This window comes from Streptomyces sp. NBC_00029 (assembly GCF_045160505.1).
Taxonomy (GTDB): domain Bacteria; phylum Actinomycetota; class Actinomycetes; order Streptomycetales; family Streptomycetaceae; genus Streptomyces.
The window spans coordinates 8656912-8681606 of sequence record NZ_CP108292.1 but is presented as its reverse complement, the minus strand read 5'-3'; the positions used below and the strand labels follow the sequence as shown (position 1 = coordinate 8681606).

The window sequence follows — 24695 nt, the reverse complement described above, 5'->3', positions numbered from 1 at the left end:
CGGGCCGGGGCACGCCGCCCGCGTCACGGGGATGCGGGCGGCGTCCAGCCCGGGTCGCGGCCGCTCAGTGCGAGCGTCCGGTCCAGCAGCGGGGCGTCGTCCGGTACGGGCACGACGGGTCCGAAGATGCCGTCGCCGCGGTCCCCCTCCTCGGCGGCCGCCAGCAGGAACGCGTGCGAGGAGCGGAGCGCGGCGTGATCGGGCGCGTACTCCTGGCCGGTGGCCCGGGCCAGGTCCCATCCGTGCAGCACCAGCTCGTCGGCCGCCACCGCACCCGCGATCCCGCCGGGCAGGTCCACGCCGCCGGCGCGGGTCATGCCGGTCCAGGCGGCCGGGTCTTCCCAGGCCTCGGCGAGTTCGCCGAGGACCCCGGGCAGTTCCTCGCGCCAGCGGGCGGGCAGGGAGGGCGTGGCCGAGGTGGGGTCCGTGTCCGTCGTGGGGCCCAGGTCCTTGCGGGCGGCGTCGCGGAAGGCGACCGCGAGACCCGCGAGGTGGCCCAGCAGGTCACCGACCGTGTAGGCGGGGCAGGGCGTCCGGTCGGTGAGCCGGGCGTCCGGGACGGCTGCCGCGAGACGGGCCACGATCCGCGCCTGCGGTCCGAGATCGAAAGCGGTCGTACCGGTCATCTGCCGCTCCTCCTGAGAGTGGGTCTGAAGGGTAGACCGGCGGCGGGGCCCGTACTCATCGCGACGCGGCGCGGGATGTGCCGGGCGCGTCCCGCTCGACGGGCACGCCGGCGCGGCGGAGGATGGGGCACTGTGATGACGGTCCTGGTGGTCGGCATACCGGAAGGCGTGGAGCTGGAGGTGCTGCGGTCGCGGATCCAGCGCAATCCCCACTTCCAGGTCATCTCCCATGCCCGCACGCCGGACGTCGCGCTGGCGCACGCCCGGGTCCTGCTCCCCGACATCACCGTGCTCACCCTGTCCGGCAGCTTCCGGGACGACCCGGCCTCGTTCGGCGTCTTCCGGGGGGTGCGCGCCCTGGACCCGCCGAGCGGGGTGGTGCTCCGCACGAGGGCCGACGCGACTCCCGTCGATCTCGACGTCGTCACCGTCGACGGGGCGGTCCACCTGGTGCGCGCGGGCGACGAGGAGGGGCTGATGCGGGCGCTGCGCACGATCGGTCTGCGCCGCGCGACCTGCGACCCGGACGAAATGTCCTGACCGGGCCCGCGGTCTCCCGCCCCGGGCTCGCCGGCGGGTCGGGCGGCGGGGTCAGGCGGCGGGGCAGAGATCGGCCGGGCGGGCCGGGGCCGAGTCACGGGCCACGGTCGCGCACACCGGCCGCGCGGTCGGGACGGCTGCGGCGGCGGCCGTGGCCGTGGCCGTGGCCTGCGAGCGGTTCCGGGTGAAGACGACGAGGCGCAGCACCGCGAACCGTGCGACACCGGCGAGTGCGCCGGCGCAGAGGTAGACGGCCTGTTCGAGGGGAGCGCCGGGAGCCGCCACCAGCTGGTGCAGGAGGAGCATCGCCAGGCAGGTCACCGCGTACGCCGCCGCGGCGGAGCCGGCCGACTGCGCGTGCTGGTGCCAGGTCGCGCGCCCGCCCGCGCCGAAGGTGAAGCGGGCGTGCAGCTCGGTGGCGAGGAGCGTGGAGGCCGCGGTGATCAGGGCGTTGGCCAGGGCCCAGGGTATGCAGGAGGCGAGGGCCGTCACGGCGAAGCTGGAGGCGAGTCCCACTCCGCCGCCGCAGAGCACGAAGCGGGTGAAGGCCGTGAGGGGGCCGGGCTCCGCCCGCTGCCGGCTCCGTGCTGTGTCCATGATCCGCCCCCTGATCGCCCGCCCCGCGCAACGCGCCCCGTGGCCTGCGGCCGGGGCGCGCCACCCCATGACGCCATTATGGCTCACACATGGCGCCATGGCGAGCCATTATTGGCGCCACGTGTGGCTTCGGGGCATCGCGGCCACACGGTCCGCAGGCCGGAAGGGGTTTCCTGTTCTCCGTTCCTGCTCTCCTGCTCTCCTGCTCTCCTGCTGTCCTGCTGTCCGGGCTTCCCGGGCCCGTGTGTGTCCGGGCCCCGTCCGCGCCCGCGGCGTCAGGGCGGGAGTGTCAGGGCCGGCGGTCCGCCTCCCGCATCGACAGGGGCGGGACCCTGCCCAGCACCACGAGCCGGTGGCGTACGGCCATGACGATCACCGCCGTCGCGACGATGACCATCCCGCCCAGCCGAAGGATCGCGTCGTAGGCCTCCTCGGGCGGCCGCTGCGGCGTCATCGCGGAGATCGCCGCCGCGGTCCCGGCGAGGGCGATCGCGCCCAGCGTGACCAGGAACGTCAGCAGCACGCCCGACGCCTCCCCCGCCCGGGCCGGTGCGACGACCTGCTGGGTCGCCACGCTGGAGAAGGTCCAGCCCAGTCCCAGGCCCAGGCCGCACCATGCGAACACCGGCACGTACAGCCACCAGGCATCGGCCTGGGCCAGCGCGTACATCCCGGTGCCCGCGACGGCCCCGGCGAGCGCCATCACCGCGGTCGGCCGCATGTACCGGGCCAGCCGCGCCCCGAGCGGCCCGCTGACCGCCACCAGCAGGGCCGGGGCCAGGAACACCGTGCCCGCCAGGAGCGGCGAGAGGCCGCGGACGCCTTGGAGGTAGAGCGTGGCGAGGAAGACGGTGACGCCGTAGCCCATGTTCGAGAGCGAGCCCATCCCGGTCACCAGGACGTACGGGACGTTGCGGAACAGCCGCAGATCGACCAGCGGGTGCCGGGCGAGGCGCTCGCGCACCAGGAACAGCCCGCCGGCCGTCACGGCCGCGGCGAAGCAGCCGAGAGTACGGGCACTCCCCCAGCCCCAGGCGTCCCCGCGCTCCACGGCCAGGGTCAGTGCCGCCAGCGAGCACACGATCAGGGCGCAGCCGAGGAGGTCGAGCTCGCGGGGCGCCGAGGTGTCGCGCGAGTTAGGTACGCAGGCGAGGGCGGCGAGCAGCGAGATCAGGCTCAGCGGGACCATCAGCCAGAAGATCCAGCGCCAGCCTGGCCCTTCGGTGAACCCTCCGCCCACGAAGGGCCCGAGCGCGGTCCCGATGTTGGCGACGCCGAAGACGGCGCCCAGGGCCTTGGCCCGGGTCTCCTCGGGAAAGGTGTTGGTGATCACGGACACGGACACCGGGAAGACGAACGCCGCGCCCACGCCCTGCGCGATCCGGGCCACCACCAGCAGACCGAGGCCGGGAGCCAGCGCGCAGCCCACGGAACCGGCCGTGAACAGGGCGAGCCCGGCCAGCAGGGTGCCCCGCCGTCCGAAGACGTCCCCCACCCGGCCGCCGACGATGAAGAAGCAGCCGATGGCGAGCATGTAGGCGGACAGGGTCCACTGCGCGGCCGAGTCCGTGATGCCGAGCTCCGCCGCGATGCCGGGAAGGGCGAGGTTGAGGGCGAAGAAGTCGAGCTGGATGCAGAACAGGGCGACGGCGACCGCGACGAAGGCCCCCGTCCTCCGCGCGGCCGGCGAGGACTCAGCGCGCATGGGGGCGTTCCTCTCGGCCGGGGCAGTCGGGACACCGCTGAATGGCCGCACGCAGGCCGTCATCCCATTGTGGGGCGGCCTGACGGGGGACGCAGTGCGGCTGGGGCCCCGGCGGGTGAAATGCGCAGGCCCGGCCGGGCGGGGGCCATCCGGGCGGGGCGCGGGGCCCGTGCGGCACGGCGGCCGGGGCGGCGGGGTGTTGCGGGCGCATGCTGTTGTCCCCCCTCTGTTGGAGAGGCCCGTGAGTGATCCCAGCCCCCGAGTGACCCCGAGGCCGGCGTCCGCCGCACCGGGTGATGCCGCTCCCGCTCCCGGGGTCATCGGCATCGGGCTCGCCGCGGTGCTGACGTTCGCGCTCGCCCAGGGTTCGTGGCAGTGGTTCGCCACGTTCATCGGGGTGACGCTCCTCGCGGTGATGTCCGCCTTCCAGCGGCGGGCGCAGTGGACTCCGGAGATCCGTTCGCCGTACATGCGCGGCCTGGTCGCGTACGCGCTGGTCGTCGGCCTGTGCGTGGCGGTCGCGCTCGCTCCCCTGCTGCAGCGCCGGGCCTGGCTGTTCCCGATGCCGGGCACGCGCGGCGACTGTGCGCTGGCGGGGCGGTACGCGGCCCTTGAGGCGGAGGCGGCGCTGGGGAACCTGGCCGGCAATGACGCTGCGGCGCTGGCGTTCGCGCAGCAGGACCAGGCGCGCAAGGCGGTCGCCGAGTGCCTGGCGGCCACGACGACCCTGTGGCTGCCCCTGTACGGGCTGGGGGTGGCGGTGCTGGTGGGAGCGGTCGCGTGGCTCCGTGACCGGGCCCGGGCCCGGTCGGGCGCCGCCGGCTGAGGAGTTCCGGCTCCAGGGTGTCCTGCCGGCCGGTGCGCAGCCTTTCCAACCGGCGCAACCCGTACCGTCGTTCGCGCGTCTTGCAGGCCGGACCGCGGCCGTGGGCGTGCCCGCTGCGGCGTGGTCGTGACGCAGGTCACGGGAACCCGTCGTGGACGGCGGACAGCCGACAGGAGTGACAACACAGATGTGCATCCGGGTGCGGTCCCGGCCGTGGCCGTGTCCGGCCGCGATGTCCGGGGCCCGTGGCGGCTCCTGACTCCTGCCGGCCCGGCTCTCCTTCCCCCACTGCATTGTTCGAGAGGTCTTCACCATGCCCGCGGTCCCTGCCCGTTTCAGTGTCCTGTCCAAGGACTTCGCCGCCGCCCCCCACCGCTACTTCGCACGGCTGAGGGAGCGGGCTCCGGTGCACTACGAGCCGGCGATCGACAGCTACTTCCTCTCCCGCCACGAGGACGTGAAGCGGGTGCTGACCGACCATGAGGCCTTCAGCACCGAGATGTTGCAGGTGCGTGCCGAGCCGGTGATGCGCGGGCCGGTCCTCGCCCAGATGACCGGCGCCGAGCACACCGCGAAACGGAAGATCGTCGTACGGGCGTTCACCGGACGGGCCCTGGAGAGACAGATACGCGCCGTCCACGCCAACGCCGCCGAGCTCATGGCCCCTTTCCTCGCCCGGGGGCGGATGGACCTGGTCAACGACTTCGGCAAGCCGTTCGCCGTGCACGTCGCGCTCGACGTCCTGGGGCTCGACAAAGGGGACTGGCAGCAGGTGGCCGCCTGGCACGGCGGGGTCGCCGAGTTCGTCACCAGCCTCGCCCTCACCCCCGAGCGCCGCCGGCACTGCATCGACTGCGCCGAGGAGTTGGAGACCTATCTCCTGCCCGTCATCGAGCAGCGGCGCAGCCGTCCCGGCGACGATCTGATATCGAGGCTGTGCACGGCCGAGTTCGGCGGTGTCGTCATGAGCGACCGCGACGTCACCGCGCTGATCATCAACGTCCTGGTCGCCGCCGCCGAGCCGGCGGACAAGACGCTCGCCCTGCTCTTCAAGCACCTGATCGACCGTCCCGAGCAGCTGGCGCAGGTCCGCCGGGACCCGCGGCTGCTGGCCGCCGCGATCGCGGAGACCCTGCGATACAGCCCGCCGGTCCAGCTCATTCCCCGCCGGGCGGAGCAGGACGCGGTGTTCGCCGGCGCCACCGTCCCGGCCGGTGCGACCGTCTTCTGCATGATCGGCGCGGCCAACCGGGATCCCGGCGCCTTCAGTGACCCGGACGTCTTCGACATCCACCGCCCGGACCTGGGCGCCGCCCGTTCCTTCACCGCGGCCGCCCAGCACCTGTCCTTCGGCGCCGGACTGCACCAGTGCGTCGGCGCGGCCTTCGCGCGTGCCGAGATCGAGACGGTCGCCGCGATGCTGCTGCCCCTGCTCGACGAGGTCCGCTACAGCCCCGGTTTCCGCTACCGGGAAGCCGGCCTGTACACGCGGGGGCCGCTCGCGCTGTCGCTGGACTTCACCCCCGTCGGCTGAGAGCGCGGCGCCGGCCGCGACCTGCGGCCGTCTCGCCCGCCGGGCCTGTGCCGGGCCCTGCCTTCCGCGGCTGCGTGAGCCCGGATTTCGCTGTCCCCCACTTTGTTTCAGGAGAAGACGACCATGACGTCGACCGATATCGCCACGGCCATCCACGATCTGCTGTTCGAGCCGGGCCTGGACCTCGCCGAAGCCATCGACCGGCACTTCGCCCCCGACTACCGCCAGCGCACCAACGGCGTGTGGAGCGACAGGACGGGCTTCGCCCGGCACATGACGCGCCTGCGCTCGCTGGTCGGCAGCGGGCACGTCGAGGTCCACGAAGAGCTCCGCGACGGGCTGCTCTACGCCGACCGTCACACCGTCACCCTCGGCCACCGCGACGGCCACACCTCCCGTACCGAGGTGTACCTCTTCGCCCGGATGGCACCCGACGGCCGCTTCCGGCGCGTGGAGGAGACCACTCTGCTGATCACCGGAGACGCCGAGGACAACAACATCGGACTGGTCGGCTGACCGGGCCGGGAGCGAGGGAGAGGGGAGCCGCCATGGTGTCCGTGGGGGAAAGACTGAGCAGGGCGCGCGTACGGGCCTTCGTGGGACGGGACGAGGAACTCGGCCGGTTCGGGGAGGCGTTGGCCGGTGATCCGCAGGCGCCGTTCGCGTTCTACGTGTACGGGCCGGGCGGCATCGGGAAGTCGACGCTGCTGCGGCGGCTGGCGGACCACGCCCGTGCGTCGGGCCGGCTGCTCGTGGAACTCGACGGCCGGTTCGTCAGCCGGGACCCGGCCGATTTCGAGCACGCCGCCGGTCCGTTCCTGGATGTTCCGGGCACGGTCCTGTTCGTGGACTCCTTCGAGCACTGCCAGTGGCTGGAGAGCTGGCTGTGGCACCACTTCCTGCCCCGAGCCGCGGACGACACCCTGGTGGTGCTGGCCGGGCGGCGTGCTCCGCAGCCGCAGTGGACCGCCGACCCCGCCTGGTCCCGGCTGCTGCACGTGAGCGAACTGGAGCCGTTCTCCGAGGAGCAGGCGCGGAGCCTGCTGGTGTCGGCGCAGATCCGGCCCGAACTGCGCGACCGGGTGCTGCGCTTCGCCGGAGGCAACCCGCTGGCGCTGTCGCTGGCGGCCGCGGCGGGATCGGAGGGGTGCGGCAGGCAGGAGATCTGGGCTCCGACGGCGGATGTGCTGCGCACCCTGCTGGCGGGGCTGATCGGGGAGGTGCCCACGGCGGCCCACCGCCGCGCCCTGGAGGTGGCGGCGCAGGCCCGTTCGACGTCGGAGGAACTCCTCGCGGCGGTGCTGCCCGAGGAGGACGTCCATCCGCTCTTCTCCTGGCTGCGGGACCTGCCGTTCATGGAGTCGACCCACCGCGGGCTCCATCCGCACGACGCCGCGCGCGAGACCCTCGCCGCCGACCTGCGCTGGCGGGCGCCGAACGCCTTCGAGTCGATGCGCCGGCGCCTGGCGGACGAGTACCTGCGCCTCCTGCGCGAGGCACCCGAGGAGCGGGTGTGGACCGTCACCGACGATCTCTTCTACCTCTTCCGGGAGGGCGAGACGCTGGCCCGGCTGCGGTGCTGGTCCCGCGAGGACGAGGTGCACGACCGTCCTCTGCACCCGGATGACATCGATGTCGTGCTGCGCATGGCCGAGGAGACCGAGGGGGCGGCCGGCGCGGAGCTGGTCCGCTACTGGGCGCAGCGCCAGCCGCAGGCGTTCAGCGTCTACCGGCTGGTGAGCACGGGCCGGATCGTGGCGTTCACGGCCCGGCTGGTCCTGCCGGCCCCGGCCGACCCCCGGGACGTGGCGGCCGATCCCGTCGTCGCGGCCGCCTGGCGGTACACCGAGGCCACCGCGCCGGTGGGTGCGGGCGAGCACATCGGCATCAGCCGTTTCTCGGTCTATCCCGAGCGGTACCAGGTTCCCTCGCGCGTCATCGACCTGAGCAGTTCCCGGGCCCATGCGGAGGCGGCGCGGGCCCGCGGCCGTGCCTACGGTTTCGCGGTGTTCCAGGACGCCGAGACCTGGGCCGGGCGGGTCAGGGGCACGCTCGACGACACCGGGGCGCGGCCGCGGGTGGGTGCGTACTCCTACGGGCTGTTCGGTGTGGACTGGCGCCGGCTGCCGGTGGAGGCATGGCTGCTGCGTTTCATATCGGCCACGGCCGGGCCGGCGCCGTCCGCGTCCGGGCCGTCGCCCGTCTCACGGGCCGCGTTCGACCAGGCCGTGCGCGAGGCGCTGGCGCACTGGCGCGATACGGACGCGTTCGCCGCCTGCGCTCTGATGCGTACCCGTCTGGCCGCCGACTTCGGTGAACCGGTCGGGGAGTTGCGTGCCCTGCTGCGCGGGGCCGTCGACGATCTCGCGGGTGATCCGCGCGGAGTGCGGGCGCGTGAGGCCCTGACGGCGGGCTACTTCTCCGGTGCGCCCACCCAGGAGGCCGCCGCGCGCCGTCTGGGTCTTCCGTACGGGACCTACCGTCGTCACCTGCGTCAGGGTCTGGACCTGCTCGGCGAGGCGTTGTGGCAGCGGGAGCTGCACGACCCGAGGTAGCGGCGGCGGGCGCGGGGCGGGCTGCGGCGGGGCGCCGGGTGGACAGGCGCGGACAGCAGTGGACAGTGGCCGCGCCCGCCGGGTCTGGATAGTGGACAGCGTCCGCGCCGAGTGTGTGCGTCATGAACGTTGCACTCACGCAGACGGGCCGGTCAGCACGCCGGCCCCCCGGGCCGGGAGCGGTGCTCGCGGCGCTCGCCGCGGCCCAGTTCACCGTCATGCTCGCCACCTCGATCGTCAATGTGGCGCTCCCTCAGATCCGTGACGGGGCGGGCCTGTCGGACGGCGGGACCACCTGGGTGGTCAACGCCTACGGCCTGGCGTTCGGGGCGCTGCTCCTGGCGGGCGGACGGGTCGCCGATCTCCTGGGCCGCCGCCGGGTGCTGGTGGCCGGGCTCGCGCTGTTCGTGCTGGCGTCGGTGGCGGCGGGGCTGGCCACCTCCCCCGGTGTGCTGATCGGTGCCCGTGCGGTGCAGGGGGCCGGCGCCGCCGCGATCGCCCCGGCCGCGCTCGCGCTGGCGATGGACGGGTTCCCGCCCGGGCCGGCGCGTGGCAGGGCGCTGGGGGTGTGGGGTGCGGTCTCCGGTGCGGGGGCCGCGGGCGGCGTTCTGCTGGGCGGTGTGCTCACCCAGGCGTGGGGCTGGCCGTGGATCTTCCATTCGGTGGCGTTCGGGGCGGTGCTGGTGCTGGCCGCGGTGGCCGTGCTGGTGCCCCGGGACGCCGTACGCGAGACGGCCGGGCGGTTCGACCTGCTGGGCACCGTCACCGTGACGCTGGCGCTGACCTGTCTGGTGTGGGGTCTGACCACCGCGCGCGGGGCCGGCTGGGGCGATCCGCCGGTGCTGGGCGCGCTCGGTGGCGCCGTCGTGCTGCTGGCGGCCTTCTGTGTGATCGAGAGGGGCCGGCCGCAGGCGCTGGTGCCGGTGCGGCTGCTCACCGCGGGCCGGGTCGGTGCGGGCAATCTGCTGATGGCCCTGCTGGGGTCCGTGTGGATCGCCCTGTTCTTCTTCCTGCCGCTGTACCAGCAGCAGGTCCTCGGGTCGGGCCCGCTGGTCACGGGAGTGGGGCAACTCCCCCTCGCCGGCGCCCATATGCTCGGCTCCGCCCTCGCCCCGCGCGTGGCCCGGCGGTTCGGTGCCACCGCGACCCTGACCGCGGCGCTGCTGACGGAGGCGGCCGGGCTGCTGTGGCTGTCGCGGATGAGCGCCGACGGCACCTACCCGGTGGACGTCCTCGGCCCGAGCGTCCTGGTCGGCCTGGGGCTCAGCGTCGCCTTCGTCCAGCTCACCGGGCTGGCCGTGGACGGTGTCCCGCGGCAGGACGCGGGTCTTGCCGGCGGGCTGGTGAACACCACCCGGCAGGTCGGCGGGGCGATCGGTCTCGCGGCCCTGGCCACCCTGGCCGGTTCCGTCACCGCCGGCGCGTCCGCGGACCGGCCCTCCCTGGAGGCGCTCACGGCCGGCTACCGGGCCGCCTTCACCGTCTCGGCCGCGGTCCTGGCCGTCACGGCCCTCCTCGCGCTGCTCCTCACCCGCCGCACGGGGGCGCGTACCCCGGCCGCCCCCGCCCCCGCCGGGCCGGCTTCCGATCCGGCTCCCGGCCCGGAGGGCTCTCCGCTCTCCCCCGTCCGGCAGAACACCCCCTGAGGGCTGTCCCGTAATCCCCGGCGGGCACGCCCAGAACGCCCGGCACCACCGGTACATGTCGTCCAGAACAGGAAGAAGCACAGCCATGGTCACCATCGACGAGAGCGCTCCCGTCATCGTCCGCCTGAGCACCGTGATCGACGCCCCGCTCGAGAGCGTGTGGGCGCTGCACACCGACATTGCGGCCTGGCCGCTGTGGAACCCGGACGTGGTCCGGGTGGAGGCCGAGGGGCCGCTGCGGCCCGGCGGGTCGTTCAGCTGGCGCACCCACGGCCTGGACATCACCTCCACCGTGCGGGAGCTGGTTCCCGGGGAGCGGATCGTGTGGGGCGGTCCCGCCGCCGGTATCACCGGCGTACACGTGTGGACGTTCGAGCAGGACGGCGGGCGCACCACCGTCCGCACCGAGGAGTCCTGGAGCGGCGCCCCGGTCGAGGCCGCGGCCGACGACCTCCACAAGGCCCTCCACGACTCCCTGGAGAGCTGGCTCTCCCACCTCAAAAGCCGTGCCGAACAGGCTGCCTGACCACCTCTCACACCGATCGAGGAGATATCTGCCATGACCACTGCGAAGCCGTACCTGACCGGCCACTACACCCCCCTCACCGAGGAGGTCACCGCCACCGGCCTCACCGTCGAGGGTTCCCTGCCCCCCGAGCTGAACGGCCGGCTGCTGCGCAACGGGCACAACCCCAAGCCCGGTGTCACTCCCAGCCACTGGTTCAAGGGCAGCGGCATGGTCCACGGCATCCGCCTGCGTGCGGGCCGCGCCGAGTGGTACCGCAACCGCTGGGTGCACACTCCCGCCCTGGACGGCGCCCCGTACATGACCGAGCGCGGGCCGGACCTGAGCGCCAGCACCGCCGGTACGCACATCATCGAGCACGGCGGACGCCTGCTGGCGCTGTGCGAGGCGAACTTCCCCTTCGAGCTCACCCCGGAGCTGGAAACGGTCGGCGCCCACGACTTCGGCGGCAAGCTGCGCAGTGCGATGACCGCGCACCCCAAGGAGGACCCGGTGACCGGGGAGCTCCACTTCTTCGGGTCCTCGCCGTTCCCGCCGTTCCTGACGTACTACGTCGCGGACGCCAAGGGCGAGATCACCGACAGTGCCGATGTGCCGGGGGCGACCGCCTCGCTCAAGCACGATTTCGCGATCACCCGCCGTCATGTGGTGTTCGTCGAGGGCAATGTCACCTTCGACGCCACGGAGCACTCCGGTATCCCCTACAGCTGGAGCGATCACCAGCCCGCCCGTATCGGTGTCATGCCGCGCGGTGGTGACGGGGCCCGGCACGTCCGCTGGTTCTCCATCGAGCCCGGCAACATGCTGCACGTCTCCAACGCCTACGAGGACGGCCTGGGCCGCATCGTCCTGGAGGGTCCCACCGTGGACCGCGAGGGCTTCCGGCTCTCCTGGAACTGGTGGGTCGGGGCGCCCGGGCGCGGCAGTGAGCCCGGCTCCCGCTCCTACACCCGCCGTTGGGTGATCGACCTGGCGGAGGGGACCGTCGGCGAGCAGATCATCGACGATCTGCCGGTGGAGTTCCCGACCCTCAACGAGGACTTCCTGGGTGTGGAGAACCGCTACCAGTACGCGATCGCCTTCCCCGACGAGAACGGTTTCGGCGGCTACGGTGTCGTCAAGTACGACCGCACCACCGGTGCCCGCCGCATCCACCAGGTGGGCGATGCCCGGATGCCGAGCGAGGCCGTCTTCGTGCCCGCCGCCGATGCCACGAGCGAGGACGACGGCTATCTGCTGACCGTGGTCTCCGACCTCAAGCAGGACTCCTCCCAGCTGCTGGTCCTGGACGCCTCCGGCCTCGACAGGGTCGCCACCGTCCATCTGCCCCACCGGGTGACGGCCGGAATCCACGGCTCCTGGGTCCCCGACAGCGAGCTGGACCACGGCAACGGCTGACGTGCCGTCCCGGGGCGCGGTATCGCCCGCGCCCCCGGCGAGACCGTCACCACCCCCGCCCGTCCCGGATGGAGATCTGCCACCATGTCCAGCCCCACCACCGCCTTGCCGCCCGCCGCCGTTCGTGAGGCCGGCGGCCGTGGCCGCCCTCGCGAGGTCGACAACCGTGCGGCCTACGTCAGTTTCGGACTGGCCTACCTGCTCGGCCACGGCACGGCCGCGGTCTCCCGGGGGCCCGCTCCCCTGCTCGGCCTGCCCGACTGGCTGCCCATGACGCTCCTCGGCGGCGGACTCGTCGCCGGCATCACCATGGCCACCCTGGCCGCGCTGCGGGCCCAGCACGGGGCCTCCGCACCGGAGGTCCTCTCGGGCAAGCTGCTCGGCGCGGCCTGGATCACGGCCTTCACGGCCCTGTTCCTGGCCATCACCGGCCTGACCTCCGTGCTCGGCCAGCCGGATCTCCAGTCCGTGCTGTGGCCGGCCGGCTCCGGGCTCGTCGTCGGCCTGGTCTACCTCGCCGAAGGCGCCGTACGCCGCAACGTGCTGCACTACAGCCTCGGTGTCTGGCTGGCCCTGGCCTCCACCGCGGCCCTCGCGTTCACCGCCCCCGCCTTCTACTGGGTCCTCACCCTCGCGGGCGGCGGCGCCTACGCCCTGGCCGCGGTCCTCGAACACCGCCGGCTGCACGCGCGCTGAAGGGGGCGGCGGTCCGCGCCGCTCGAGACATGCTGGAGGCTCGCTCGATTCCCCTGCGACGCGGGCCGCCATCGCCCGTATAGTCGCCATGACTTGACGATTCGATGACCCGTTCCCGAAGAATCGATGACCCAGAAGCTCCGTGGACGGGCGAGCAGGGGGACACACGATGGAGACCGCACGCCTGGCCTCGCTCATCGCCGCGACGGTCACGATGGGGCTGGTCAGCGGCCTGTTCTACGGCTTCTCCGTCTCCGTGATGCCGGGCCTGAAGCGCAGCGACGACCGTACGGTCATCGAAGTCATGCAGAACATCAACAAGGCCATTCTCAACGGCTGGTTCGTCCTCGGTTACATCGGTGCGTTCCTCTTCACCGCGCTGGCGCTGGCCCTGCACATTCCCTCGGACGGCCGTGACGTGCTGCCGGCGCTGATCGCGGCGCTGGTCTGCTACATCCTGTCGATGGGGCTGACCAACAAGGTGAACATCCCTTTGAACAACGCCCTGGAGAAGGCCGGCCCGGTCGCCCGGATCGGTGACCCGGCTGCCGTCCGGCGGGCCTTCGAGGGGCCCTGGAGCCGCGCCAACGTCTGGCGCACGCTGCTGTGCACGGCTGCGGTCGGCTTCCTGGCCTGGGCCCTGTACCTGCACGGGCAGACCGGCTGACCGCATGAGGGAGTCCCCCGGCCGGGCGGCGGGGGACTCCATGGCGTGGCGGCAGGTGTCAACGGGTGGCGCGGCCGTAGAGGACCAGGGCCCGCGAGAGGGCCGTCAGGGCCACCGTGCACAGCAGGGTGCGGATGATGTTGGTGGCGACCCAGGTGCTCTTGAACTTGTCGACGATCGAGAAGTCCGCGAGCTTCGCGGCGTCGCCGGCGTCGGCGAGTTCGTTGTTGAGCGGGATGTTCACCGAGAAGGTGATCATCAGGACGACGAAGTAGGCGACGGTGGCCGCACCGACCCAGATGGCGACGGTGCGGCGGCCCTTGCGGAACTCGACGATCGCCGAGGCCGCGGAGGCCAGCAGGGCGAGGACGAACGCCATGCCGAAGAGGCCGTTGCCGTCGATCGCCGCGTTGAAGTTCTGCATCGCGGTGACGTACGTACGCTCGTCACCGGCGGCCAGTCCCGGCATCACCGAGACGTCGAAGGCGAAGAAGAGGCCTGCCATCAGGCCGACGAGGACCGTGGAGAGCAGGAGGAGGACGGTGGCCGCCTTGCCTCGCTCCGCGGTCGCCGGTGCGGGCGGTCCGGGCTGGGCGTAGGAGCCGGGCGGGGCCGTGTAGGGAGCCGGGCCGCCGGCGGGGTACTGCTGGTGGCTACCGGCCGGATTGGGGTTCATGGGACATCCTCATCTGCGGGTGGTGGAGTGGTGCTCGCCCTCGGCGCGGACATCCGATCGTGGCATTCCCCGGGATACCCGGCCATGGGGTTCCACCGGCTCTCGAGTGGTGCTCGAGAGCCGGTGGCGTGATCCGTTCGGTCAGTAGCGGTAGTGGTCCGGCTTGTACGGGCCCTCGACCTGGACGCCGATGTAGGCGGCCTGCTCCGGGCGGAGCGTGGTGAGGCGGACGCCCAGGGCGTCCAGGTGCAGACGCGCGACCTTCTCGTCCAGGTGCTTGGGGAGCACGTAGACCTCGGTCGGGTACTCCTCCGGCTTGGTGAAGAGCTCGATCTGGGCCAGGGTCTGGTCCGCGAAGGAGTTCGACATCACGAACGACGGGTGACCGGTCGCGTTGCCCAGGTTCAGCAGACGGCCCTCGGACAGCACGATCAGGACCTTGCCGTCGGGGAACTTCCAGGTGTGGACCTGCGGCTTGACCTCGTCCTTGACGATGCCCTCGATCTTCGCGAGACCGGCCATGTCGATCTCGTTGTCGAAGTGGCCGATGTTGCCCACGATCGCCTGGTGCTTCATCTTGGCCATGTCCGCGGCCATGATGATGTCCTTGTTGCCCGTGGTCGTGATGAAGATGTCGGCCGTCTCCACGACATCGTCGAGGGTGGCGACCTGGTATCCGTCCATCGCGGCCTGCAGCGCGCAGATCGGGTCGATCTCCGTGACGATGACACGCGCACCCTGGCCGCGCAGGGACTCGGCGCAGCCCTTGCCGACGTCGCCGTAACCGAAGACGACCGCGACCTTGCCGCCGATGAGGACGTCGGTGGCACGGTTGATGCCGTCGATCAGCGAGTGACGGCATCCGTACTTGTTGTCGAACTTCGACTTCGTCACGGCGTCGTTCACATTGATCGCCGGGAACAGCAGGCTGCCCTCGGACATCATCTCGTACAGACGGTGCACACCGGTGGTGGTCTCCTCGGTCACACCGCGGACGCCGGCGGCCAGCGCCGCCCAGTCGATGCCGGTCTTGCCCAACAGGCCGAGGACCAGGGCCATTTCCTCATTGTCGGCGGTGGACGGGTCCGGGACGGAGCCGGCCTTCTGGTATTCGACGCCCTTGTGGACGAGGAGGGTGGCGTCGCCGCCGTCGTCGAGGATCATGTTGGGGCCGGCGTGCCCGGGCCAGGTCAGCGCCTGCTCCGTGCACCACCAGTACTCCTCCAGCGTCTCGCCCTTCCAGGCGAAGACGGGTATGCCCTGCGGGTTATCCGGGGTGCCGTTCGGGCCCACCGCGATGGCGGCGGCCGCGTGGTCCTGGGTGGAGTAGATGTTGCAGGACACCCAGCGGACGTCGGCGCCGAGGGCGACGAGGGTCTCGATGAGCACGGCCGTCTGCACGGTCATGTGCAGCGAGCCGGTGATCCGGGCACCGGCCAGCGGCTGCGCCTGGGCGTACTCGGCGCGGATCGACATCAGGCCCGGCATCTCGTGCTCGGCCAGGGTGATCTCCTTGCGGCCGAACGCGGCGAGAGAGAGGTCTGCGACCTTGAAGTCCATGAGTTCTACTCCGTGATGGTGGTGGCTGGGTCGTGGCTGACGTTCAGGTTCTGATGGATCTCTAGAGTCGCGGTGGACTTGTTGAGGGTGATGTAGTGCAGGCCGGGTGCGCCCTCGGCGAGGAGGCGCTCGGACATGGCGGTCGCGTACTCGACACCGATGCGGTGCCCGGCCGCGGGGTCGTCCTTCGCCGCTTCGAGGCGCTGGGCGAGGGCGTCGGGGAAGCGGGCGTCGCTGAGCTCGGCGAAGCGCCGGATCTGGCGGAAATCGGTCGCCGGCATGATCTCGGGGATGACCGGGGTCAGGCAGCCGACGGCGAGGAGCCGGTCCCGCAGCCGCAGGTAGTCCTCGGCGTGGAAGAACATCTGGGTGATGGCGTAGTCGGCGCCGGCGTGGCATTTGGCGGCGAAGTGGCGGATGTCCTCGGTCCAGGAGGGTGAGCGGGGGTGGCGCTCGGGGAACGCCGCCACGCCCACGGTGAAGTCGCCGAGCCGGCGGATGAGTTCGACCAGTTCGTGGGCGTGGGTCAGGCCGTCCGGGTGGGGCGTCCACTGCCCTTTCGGGTCGCCGGGCGGGTCGCCGCGCAGGGCGAGGATGTCGCGGATGCCGGCGTCGGCGTACTGGCCGATGATGTGGCGCAGTTCGGCGACCGAGTGTCCGACGGCGGTCAGGTGGGCGACCGGGCGCAGGGTGGTCTCGGCGGCGATGCGCTTGGTGACCTCGACGGTGCGGGTGCGGGAGGAGCCGCCGGCGCCGTAGGTGACGGAGACGAAGGAGGGGGCGAGGGCTTCGAGGCGGCGAATGGCCGCCCACAGGGTGCGTTCCCCGGCGTCGGTCTTCGGGGGGAAGAACTCGAAGGAGAAGGTCCGCCGTCCCTGGGCCAGTAGTTCACGGACCCCGAGGGGTGCGGGGGCGGGGGCGCGGGACGTGCGGGGGCGTTCGGCGGTGGCGGCCAGGGCAGCCGGCATGTCGGACTCCTTTCCGGCTTGTGGGGGGTCAGCGTGCGTTGAAGTAGTTGGCTTCGGGGTGGTGGATGACGATGGCGTCGGTGGACTGCTCGGGGTGGAGCTGGAACTCCTCGGAGAGGAGGACGCCGATGCGTTCGGGCTGCAGGAGGGCGGCGATCTTGGCGCGGTCCTCCAGGTCGGGGCAGGCGGGGTAGCCCAGCGAGTAGCGGCAGCCCTGGTATTCGGTGCGGAACATGCCGGCCATGGACTGCGGGTCGGATCCGCCGATGCCGAGGTCGGCGCGGACGCGGGCGTGCCAGTACTCGGCGAGGGCCTCGGCGAGCTGGACGGACAGGCCGTGGAGTTCCATGTATTCGCGGTAGGCGTCGGCGGCGAAGAGCCGGGCGGTCTCCTCGCCGATGCGGTTGCCGACAGTGACGACCTGGAGGCCGACGACGTCGGTCTCGCCGGACTCCTCGGGGCGGAAGAAGTCGGCGAGGCACAGGCGGCGGCCGCGCTGCTGGCGGGGGAAGGTGAAGCGGGTGCGCTCGGAGCCGTTCTCGCCCAGGATGATGAGGTCGTCGCCCTTGGAGACGCAGGGGAAGTAGCCGTGTACGACGGCGGCTTCGAGGAGGCCGTCGGTGTGCAGTTTGTCCAGCCAGCCGCGCAGCCGGGGCCGGCCGTCGGTGGCGATGGTGTCGGCGTCCTTGAGGCCCCACTGGCCCTTGAAGAGGGCAGTCTCGTCGAGCCAGGAGGCGTAGTCCTTGAGGGGAATGCCCTTGACGACGCGGGTGCCCCAGAACGGCGGGGTGGGGACCGGGTTGTCGGCGGCCACGTCGGAGCGGCCGGCTTCGGCCGGTTCGGTGGTCTGGAGGAGGGGGGTGTCGCGTTTGGGTACGCGGCGTTGTTTGAGGGGCGGGAGTTGGGCTCCGGGTACGTTGCGCTTGACTCCCATGAGGGCGTCCATGAGGCGCAGGCCCTCGAAGGCGTCGCGGGCGTAGCGGACTTCGCCCTCGTAGATTTCGTGGAGGTCCTGTTCGACGTAGGCGCGGGTGAGGGCGGCGCCGCCGAGGATGACGGGGTAGTCGGCGGCCAGCTTGCGCTGGTTGAGCTCCTCCAGGTTCTCCTTCATGATCACGGTCGATTTCACGAGGAGACCCGACATGCCGATGACGTCGGCCTTGTGCTCCTGCGCGGCTTCGAGGATCGCGGAGACCGGCTGCTTGATGCCGATGTTGACGACGTTGTAGCCGTTGTTGGTGAGGATGATGTCGACGAGGTTCTTGCCGATGTCGTGGACGTCACCGCGGACGGTCGCCAGCACGATCGTGCCCTTGCCCTCGTCGTCCGTCTTCTCCATGTGCGGCTCGAGAAAGGCCACGGCCGTCTTCATGACCTCGGCCGACTGCAGGACGAACGGAAGCTGCATCTGGCCGGAGCCGAACAGCTCACCGACGACCTTCATGCCCTCCAGGAGGGTGTCGTTGACGATGTCGAGGGCGGGGCGGGTCTGCAGGGCCTCGTCGAGGTCGGCCTCCAGGCCGTTCTTCTCACCGTCGATGATCCGCCGCTGGAGGCGCTCGTCCAGCGGCAGCGCGAGGAGTTCCTCGGCGCGGCCGGCCTTCATCGACTTGGTGTTGACGCCCTCGAAGAGGGCCATCAGCTTCTGCAGCGGGTCGTAGTCGCCCTCACGCCGGTCGTAGATCAGGTCGAGGGCGGTGGTGACCTGCTCCTCGTCGAACCGGGCGATCGGCAGGATCTTGCTCGCGTGGACGATCGCCGAATCCAGACCGGCCTTCACGCACTCGTCGAGGAACACGGAGTTCAGCAGCACGCGCGCCGCCGGGTTCAGGCCGAAGGAGATGTTGGAGAGGCCGAGGGTGGTCTGGACGTCCGGGTGAAGCCGCTTGAGCTCACGGATCGCGTCGATCGTCGCGATGCCGTCCTTGCGGGACTCCTCCTGGCCGGTGCAGATGGTGAAGGTCAGGGTGTCGATGAGGATGTCCGACTCGCGGATCCCCCAGTTGGCGGTCAGGTCCTCGATGAGCCGCTCGGCGATGGCGACCTTGTGCTCGACGGTCCGGGCCTGGCCCTCCTCGTCGATGGTCAGCGCGATCAGAGCGGCCCCGTGCTCCTGGGCGAGGCGGGTGACCAGCGCGAACCGCGACTCCGGACCGTCGCCGTCCTCGTAGTTCACCGAGTTGATCACCGCCCGGCCGCCGAGCTTCTCCAGACCCGCCCGGATGACCGGGACCTCGGTGGAGTCCAGCACGATCGGCAGGGTCGAAGCGGTCGCGAAACGGCCGGCGAGCTCCGCCATGTCCGCGACACCGTCACGGCCCACATAATCCACACACAGATCGAGCATGTGGGCGCCCTCACGGATCTGGTCCCGGGCCATCTCCACACAGTCGTCCCAGCGGGCCTCCAGCATCGCCTCACGGAACTTCTTCGACCCGTTCGCGTTCGTCCGCTCACCGATCGCCATGTACGACGTGTCCTGCCGGAACGGCACCGTCTGATACAGCGACGCCGCACCCGGCTCCGGCTGGGGATCGCGGGTGGTCGGGGTGAGTCCGCGGACCCGCTCGACGACCTGGCGCAGGTGTTCGGGGGTGGTGCCGCAGCAGCCGCCGACCAGGGAGAGGCCGTAGTCGCGGACGAAGGTCTCCTGGGCGTCGGCGAGTTCGGGGGCGGACAGCGGGTAGTGGGCGCCGTCCTTGGTGAGGACGGGGAGGCCGGCGTTCGGCATGCAGGACAGCGGGATGCGCGCGTTGCGCGCCAGGTAGCGCAGGTGCTCGCTCATCTCGGCGGGGCCGGTCGCACAGTTCAGACCGATCATGTCGATGCCGAGCGGCTCCAGCGCGGTCAGGGCCGCGCCGATCTCCGAACCCAGCAGCATCGTGCCGGTGGTCTCGACGGTGACGGAGCAGATCAGCGGGACGGTGATGCCCAGGGCCGCCATGGCGCGGTGCGCGCCGATGATCGAGGACTTGGTCTGCAGGAGGTCCTGGGTGGTCTCCACCAGCAGCGCGTCCGCGCCGCCGGAGATCAGACCCTCCGCGTTGATCTGGTAGGCGTCACGGATCTGCCCGTAGGTGATGTGGCCCAGCGTCGGGAGCTTGGTGCCCGGGCCCATCGAACCCAGCACCCAGCGCTGCTGACCGGTGGAAGCCGTGAACTCGTCCGCGACCTCGCGGGCGATCCGGGCACCGGCCTCGGACAGCTCGAAGTTGCGTTCGGCGATGTCGTACTCCGCGAGCGCCGCGTAGTTCGTGCCGAAGGTGTTCGTCTCCACACAGTCCACACCCACCGAGAAGTAGGCCTCATGGACCGAACGCACGATGTCCGGGCGGGTGACGTTCAGGACCTCGTTGCAGCCCTCCAGCTGCTGGAAGTCCTCCATGGTCGGGTCCTGCGCCTGCAGCATCGTCCCCATGGCCCCGTCGGCGACGACCACACGGGTCGCGAGCGCCTCTCTGAGGGCATCGGCCCGGGTCTGGGTATCCGTCGTGTTCGTCGTGTTCGTCGTGTTCGTCGTCATATCAGCTGCCCCAGCTTCGGCTCCAGCAGCCCGGCCGCGTGCTCCCCGTACACCGTGCGGACGGTGGCGAGGAGCCGGTCGGGCTGGATCTCGTACGACTGCGAGCCCACGGCCGCCAGGACCAGCGCGGACATGGCGCAGCCGAGCTGGGCGGCGGTCTCCTGCGGGAGTCCCCAGCCGACGGCGGCCAGGAAGCCGGAGCGGAAGGCGTCTCCGACGCCGGTCGGGTCCGCGGCGTGGACGTCGGGGACGGCGGGGACGGTGAGGGTGGGTGCGTTCTTGGTGTCGATGCGGACGCCCTGGGCGCCGAGGGTGGTGATCCAGGTGCCGACGCGGTCGAGGACGTCCTCGTGGGTCCATCCGGTGCGTTCGCGCAGCAGCGCGGATTCGTACGCGTTGGTGAAGAGCCAGCGTGCTCCGGTGACGAGGCTGCGCACCTCGTCGCCGGTGAGGCGGGCGAGTTGCTGGGAGGGGTCGGCGGCGAAGGCGATGCCGAGCTCCCGGGCCTGTTCGGTGTGGCGGACCATCGCGCCGGGGTCGTTGGGCGAGACGAGGATCAGGTCGAGGGGGGTGTGGGCGTGCAGGGTGTGCAGGTCGATGCGGGCGGACTCGGCCATCGCGCCGGCGTAGAAGGAGGCGATCTGGTTGGAGTCCTGGTCGGTCATGCACATGAAGCGGGCGGTCTGGTGCTCGGCGGAGACGTGCACGGCGCCGGTGTCGACTCCGTGTTCCTTGAGCCAGACCTCGTACTCGGCGAAGTCGGGTCCCACGGCGCCCGCGAGGAGGGGGGTCATGCGCAGGCCGCCGAGTCCGTAGGCGATGTTGGCGGCCACTCCCCCGCGCCGTACCTCGAGGGTGTCGACGAGGAAGGACAGGGAGATGTGGTGCAGCTGGTCGGGGAGCAGCTGGTCGACGAACCGGCCCGGGAAGGCCATGAGGTGATCTGTGGCGATGGATCCGGTCACCGCGATACGCACGTGGACTCCTGTGAGCTGGTCTGTTGTCGGCGGGGCGGGGTGGTGGGTCGGGACGGCAGGGGCGGGCGGGCCGGGGCGGGGGCCGTCGGTGGGCGACGGCCGCCGGTCCGGACGGGTCCGGGGCGTGCTCAGGCGCCGGCGGCGGCCTTCAGCAGTTCGGCGCGGTCGGTGCGCTCCCAGGTGAAGTCGGGGAGTTCGCGGCCGAAGTGGCCGTAGGCGGCGGTCTGGGCGTAGATGGGGCGCAGCAGGTCGAGGTCGCGGATGATGGCGGCCGGGCGGAGGTCGAAGACCTCGGCGATGGCGTCCTCGATCCTGGTGATGTCGGTCTTCTCGGTGCCGAAGGTTTCGACGAAGAGGCCGACGGGCTCGGCCTTGCCGATGGCGTAGGCGACCTGGACCTCGCAGCGTGAGGCGAGGCCGGCGGCGACGACGTTCTTGGCGACCCAGCGCATGGCGTACGCGGCGGAGCGGTCGACCTTGGAGGGGTCCTTGCCGGAGAAGGCGCCGCCGCCGTGGCGGGCCATGCCGCCGTAGGTGTCGATGATGATCTTGCGGCCGGTGAGGCCGGCGTCGCCCATGGGGCCGCCGATCTCGAAGCGGCCGGTGGGGTTGACCAGGAGGCGGTAGCCGGCGGTCTCCAGTTTGATGCCGTCGTCCGCGAGCTGTGCGAGGACGTGCTCGACCACGTGTGCCTTGATGTCGGGGGCGAGCAGTGCTTCGAGGTCGATGTCGGAGGCGTGCTGGGAGGAGACGACGACGGTGTCGAGGCGGACGGCCTTGTCGCCGTCGTACTCGATGGTGACCTGGGTCTTGCCGTCGGGGCGCAGGTACGGGAGGGTGCCGTTCTTGCGGACCTCGGACAGGCGGCGGGAGAGCCGGTGGGCGAGGTGGATGGGCAGTGGCATGAGCTCGGGGGTCTCGTCGCAGGCGTAGCCGAACATCAGGCCCTGGTCGCCGGCGCCCTGCTTGTCGAGTTCGTCCTCGTCGCCCTCGACCCGGTTCTCGTAGGCGGTGTCGACGCCCTGGGCGATGTCCGGGGACTGTGCGCCGATCGAGACGGACACGCCGCAGGAGGCGCCGTCGAAGCCCTTGACGGAGGAGTCGTAGCCGATTTCGAGGATCTTCTCGCGTACGAGCTGCGCTATCGGCGCGTAGGCCTGGGTCGTCACCTCGCCCGCGATGTGCACAAGACCGGTGGTGATCAGTGTCTCGACGGCGACGCGGGAGGCGGGGTCCTGGGCGAGCAGTGCGTCGAGGATGGTGTCGCTGATCTGGTCGGCGATCTTGTCGGGGTGTCCCTCGGTCACGGACTCCGAGGTGAACAGACGACGGGACATGTCACTCCTGGTGGTGTGGGACGGGGTGTCGGGTCGGGCGGGGAGGGTCAGGGCCGGGCGGTGGTGGTGGCTGCGGCTGCGGCCGTCTCCAGGGTCCTGGCGAGGGCGCGGACCGGGTCGGGGTCGCCTTGGGTGGTCAGGGCGCCGCCGATCGCCACGAGGGGCGGGTGCCAGCCGTGGGAGGCGATGCGTTCGGCCACTTCGCAGGCGAGGGAGCCGGCGCCGGAGAATCCGCCCAGCAGCAGCGGCTCGCCGCGGGCGAGGGCGGGGCGGAGTGCGGCCAGGACGGTCCGTGCGTCGGCGGGCGGCGCCACGGTGGTCAGCGTCTGCGGGCCGGGGTAGGCCGCGGCGAGCGCGTCGTAGCAGCCCGGTGGTGCGTCGGGCGGTGGGACCAGGCAGATCGTGCCGGCGCCGGTACGGGCGGCCGCGCGCAGGATCCGCAGGGTGCGGGCGGCGGGGGCGGGGCGGGCGATGCGGGGTACGGGGCCGGCGTCGAGCAGGGTCAGGGCCTCGGCGACGGTGGTGGTCCCGCCGGTGGTGGCGGGCAGTTCGCGCAGCAGCAGGGTGGTCTGGGCGAGTGTTTCGGCGGCGTCGGAGTCGGTGATGCGGGTCCGGTCGTAGACGCAGGTGAGGACGAGCCCGCCGTCGGTGTCGTGGTGTGCGGTGAGGGTGAGGGGGTGCGCGGTGTGTGCGCCGATGGCCTCGGCGGCGCCGACGCGTACGCCCTCGGTGGCGAGTTCGGTGTGGACGGGGTCGTCGTCGGCGGGGCCGGTGGGCGCGTGTGCTTCGAAGGCGATGAGGGAGTCGGGGATCCGGCGGGCGCCGGCGTCGGGCCGGTGGGGGGTGGGCGGGGACCACTGGGCGGCCTGGCCCGGGGAGACCCATTCGTAGGAGGCGGCCTCCAGGGCCTGGCCGGCCAGTGCGCTCAGCAGGCGGGTCAGGGGGGTGGCGGGGTCGATGCGCACGTGCAGCGGGAGGGCGCCGCGCAGTGGGCCGGGGAGGCGTTCGGCGCCGGGGAGCGGGATGCCCCGGCCGGAGACGGCCGCCGCGAAGGTGACCGCGGGCGCGTGCGGGGTGGCGCGGTGGAGCTGGAGGGCCCAGGCGGTGTGCAGGGCGGTGCTCTCCGTCGCGCCGTGGGCCGCCGCCCAGTTCCGCAGGTGCCGTGCCTCGTGCGGGGTGAGGCGTTGGCGGGTCCGTCCGTGGCCGCGCAGCCGCGGGCGGCCGGCCGTGCGGTGCCCGGGCAGGCCGGCGGCGCCGGGCGGGGCGCCGGTGCGGGCCCAGAACGCGCGGGCCGGTGCCGGGTCCTGCCGGGCCAGCCAGCGCATGTGGTCACGGATGTCGGGGCGCCGTTCGCTGCCGACCGGCCGTCCGTCGGCGAGGTAGGCCCGGTAGAGGGTGCGCTGGAGCAGGCGTGCGCTCCAGCCGTCGAGGAGGGCCTGGTGGTAGGTCAGGAGTACCCGGAACACCGGGCCGGGTTCCTCCAGCAGTGCGATGCGCAGGGCTGTGCCGGGCCGGTACAGGTCGAACTCGCGCATCCGTTCGCTGAGGAGCAGGGCGTGCCAGTCGGCGCTGCCGCGGGGATGGCGTTCCAGTTGCGGGGCGGCGTGCGGGTGGACGGCCAGGAGCGGGGTGGCGCCGGGCGCGGCGGGCCTGGCCAGTGCGGTGCGCAGGACCGCTTCGGTGTCGTACAGCGTCTGCCAGGCGGCGGCGAACCGCGGGGTGTCCAGCGGCCCGTACCAGCGCCAGTGGAGCTGCTCCACGTGCAGGCCGGCGCCGGGGTGGGTCATCGCGTCGAGCAGTACGTCGTGTTGGAGGGGTGTGGTGGGCGGCAGCCGTTCCGGTTCCTGGTCGCCGCATCCGGTGTGTGCGCCGCATCCGGTGTGTGCGGCGCATCCGGTGTGTGCGGCGCATCCGGCGTCCGTGGGATGCGTGGCACAACCGGCGTCTGTGGCGCATCCGGCGTCTGCGGGGTGTGCGGCGGCGTGGTGTCCGCGGGCGGCGCCGGGCCGCCCCTCCCCCGCCGCGGCCCCGGTCAGCAGGTCGGACAGCCGTCCGGCGGGGAACGGTGGCGGGGGCAGGGTGAGCGTGTGGTGGTGGTCGGTGTGCCGGTGCAGTGTCGGTGTGCACGGCGGCAGCGACGCGAGGGCGGCGGTGAGCGCGGCAGGGGTGAGCCTGCCGTGGAGGTCGAGGGAGGTCGGAGGGCCGGGTCTGAGGACCACGGTCATGGCCACGGTGGCGGCCATCGGCTTCCCTCCTCTTCCCTTTCGGCTTCGGACACATGAGGACTCGTGGGGGACACGGCCGGACATGGTCTGTTGTCGAGGATTCTTCCGCCCGG

20 protein-coding genes are annotated in these 24695 nt (G+C 72.1%); 10 read left to right on the top strand and 10 right to left on the bottom strand.

Going from position 1 to position 24695, the window contains the following annotated elements:
- Positions 1-23: 23 nt before the first annotated feature.
- Positions 24-626, bottom strand: coding sequence for a TIGR03086 family metal-binding protein (locus OG753_RS39970; protein ID WP_405786627.1), 603 nt, complete (start codon positions 624-626; stop codon positions 24-26).
- A gap of 135 nt (positions 627-761) precedes the next feature.
- On the opposite strand from OG753_RS39970, the gene OG753_RS39965 reads away from it, so the two are divergent.
- Positions 762-1166, top strand: a complete 405-nt coding sequence (locus OG753_RS39965) for a hypothetical protein (RefSeq protein ID WP_405786628.1) — start codon at positions 762-764, stop codon at positions 1164-1166.
- A 51-nt stretch (positions 1167-1217) separates the two neighbouring features.
- On the opposite strand, the gene OG753_RS39960 is transcribed toward OG753_RS39965, so the two are convergent.
- Together OG753_RS39960 and OG753_RS39955 are read right to left on the bottom strand one after the other, a co-directional pair.
- Positions 1218-1763: a hypothetical protein gene (locus tag OG753_RS39960; protein ID WP_405786629.1), complete on the bottom strand. Its 546-nt coding sequence runs from the start codon at positions 1761-1763 to the stop codon at positions 1218-1220.
- A 289-nt stretch (positions 1764-2052) separates the two neighbouring features.
- Positions 2053-3468: an MFS transporter gene (locus OG753_RS39955; RefSeq protein WP_327260117.1), complete on the bottom strand. Its 1416-nt coding sequence runs from the start codon at positions 3466-3468 to the stop codon at positions 2053-2055.
- A gap of 241 nt (positions 3469-3709) precedes the next feature.
- Between OG753_RS39955 and OG753_RS39950 the strand changes: the two genes are divergently transcribed.
- The 9 genes from OG753_RS39950 (at position 3710) to OG753_RS39910 (ending at position 13316) form a co-directional block, all read left to right on the top strand.
- On the top strand, positions 3710-4294 hold the full coding sequence (locus OG753_RS39950; protein ID WP_405786630.1) for a hypothetical protein: 585 nt from the start codon (positions 3710-3712) through the stop codon (positions 4292-4294).
- A 313-nt stretch (positions 4295-4607) separates the two neighbouring features.
- On the top strand, positions 4608-5828 hold the full coding sequence (locus OG753_RS39945; RefSeq protein WP_405786631.1) for a cytochrome P450, cyclodipeptide synthase-associated: 1221 nt from the start codon (positions 4608-4610) through the stop codon (positions 5826-5828).
- 123 nt (positions 5829-5951) lie between these two features.
- Positions 5952-6344: a nuclear transport factor 2 family protein gene (locus tag OG753_RS39940; protein ID WP_327260120.1), complete on the top strand. Its 393-nt coding sequence runs from the start codon at positions 5952-5954 to the stop codon at positions 6342-6344.
- Between the two features lie 41 nt (positions 6345-6385).
- Positions 6386-8383 (top strand): ATP-binding protein, encoded by a 1998-nt coding sequence (locus OG753_RS39935; protein ID WP_405786632.1) that lies wholly within the window; start codon positions 6386-6388, stop codon positions 8381-8383.
- Between the two features lie 122 nt (positions 8384-8505).
- A complete protein-coding gene (locus OG753_RS39930) occupies positions 8506-10029 on the top strand; it encodes an MFS transporter (RefSeq protein ID WP_405786633.1) in 1524 nt (507 codons plus the stop codon).
- Between the two features lie 85 nt (positions 10030-10114).
- Positions 10115-10555: an SRPBCC family protein gene (locus tag OG753_RS39925; RefSeq protein ID WP_327260123.1), complete on the top strand. Its 441-nt coding sequence runs from the start codon at positions 10115-10117 to the stop codon at positions 10553-10555.
- A gap of 33 nt (positions 10556-10588) precedes the next feature.
- Complete coding sequence (locus OG753_RS39920) at positions 10589-11953, top strand: carotenoid oxygenase family protein (protein ID WP_327260124.1); 1365 nt, start codon at positions 10589-10591, stop codon at positions 11951-11953.
- An 84-nt stretch (positions 11954-12037) separates the two neighbouring features.
- Complete coding sequence (locus tag OG753_RS39915; RefSeq protein WP_327260125.1) at positions 12038-12649, top strand: ABC transporter permease; 612 nt, start codon at positions 12038-12040, stop codon at positions 12647-12649.
- 169 nt (positions 12650-12818) lie between these two features.
- A complete protein-coding gene (locus OG753_RS39910; protein ID WP_327260126.1) occupies positions 12819-13316 on the top strand; it encodes a DUF1772 domain-containing protein in 498 nt (165 codons plus the stop codon).
- Positions 13317-13374: 58 nt separating this feature from the next.
- Here OG753_RS39910 and OG753_RS39905 read toward each other — a convergent pair whose 3' ends face one another.
- The 7 genes from OG753_RS39905 to OG753_RS39875 form a co-directional block, all read right to left on the bottom strand.
- On the bottom strand, positions 13375-13992 hold the full coding sequence (locus OG753_RS39905; RefSeq protein WP_405786635.1) for a DUF1772 domain-containing protein: 618 nt from the start codon (positions 13990-13992) through the stop codon (positions 13375-13377).
- Positions 13993-14133: 141 nt separating this feature from the next.
- On the bottom strand, positions 14134-15552 hold the full coding sequence (gene ahcY, locus OG753_RS39900) for an adenosylhomocysteinase (RefSeq protein ID WP_405786636.1): 1419 nt from the start codon (positions 15550-15552) through the stop codon (positions 14134-14136).
- 5 nt (positions 15553-15557) lie between these two features.
- Positions 15558-16520 (bottom strand): methylenetetrahydrofolate reductase [NAD(P)H], encoded by a 963-nt coding sequence (metF, locus tag OG753_RS39895; RefSeq protein ID WP_327260129.1) that lies wholly within the window; start codon positions 16518-16520, stop codon positions 15558-15560.
- A gap of 28 nt (positions 16521-16548) precedes the next feature.
- The gene (metH, locus tag OG753_RS39890; protein WP_405786638.1) at positions 16549-20043 is read right to left on the bottom strand and encodes a methionine synthase; all 3495 of its coding nucleotides are present in this window, start codon (positions 20041-20043) and stop codon (positions 16549-16551) included.
- Positions 20040-21020 (bottom strand): carbohydrate kinase family protein, encoded by a 981-nt coding sequence (locus tag OG753_RS39885; protein WP_405786640.1) that lies wholly within the window; start codon positions 21018-21020, stop codon positions 20040-20042. The genes metH and OG753_RS39885 overlap by 4 nt, the downstream gene beginning before the upstream one ends.
- Positions 21021-21148: 128 nt before the next feature.
- The gene (metK, locus tag OG753_RS39880; RefSeq protein ID WP_327260132.1) at positions 21149-22357 is read right to left on the bottom strand and encodes a methionine adenosyltransferase; all 1209 of its coding nucleotides are present in this window, start codon (positions 22355-22357) and stop codon (positions 21149-21151) included.
- Positions 22358-22404: 47 nt separating this feature from the next.
- Positions 22405-24600, bottom strand: a complete 2196-nt coding sequence (locus OG753_RS39875; RefSeq protein WP_405786642.1) for a condensation domain-containing protein — start codon at positions 24598-24600, stop codon at positions 22405-22407.
- Between the last annotated feature and the right edge of the window lie 95 nt (positions 24601-24695).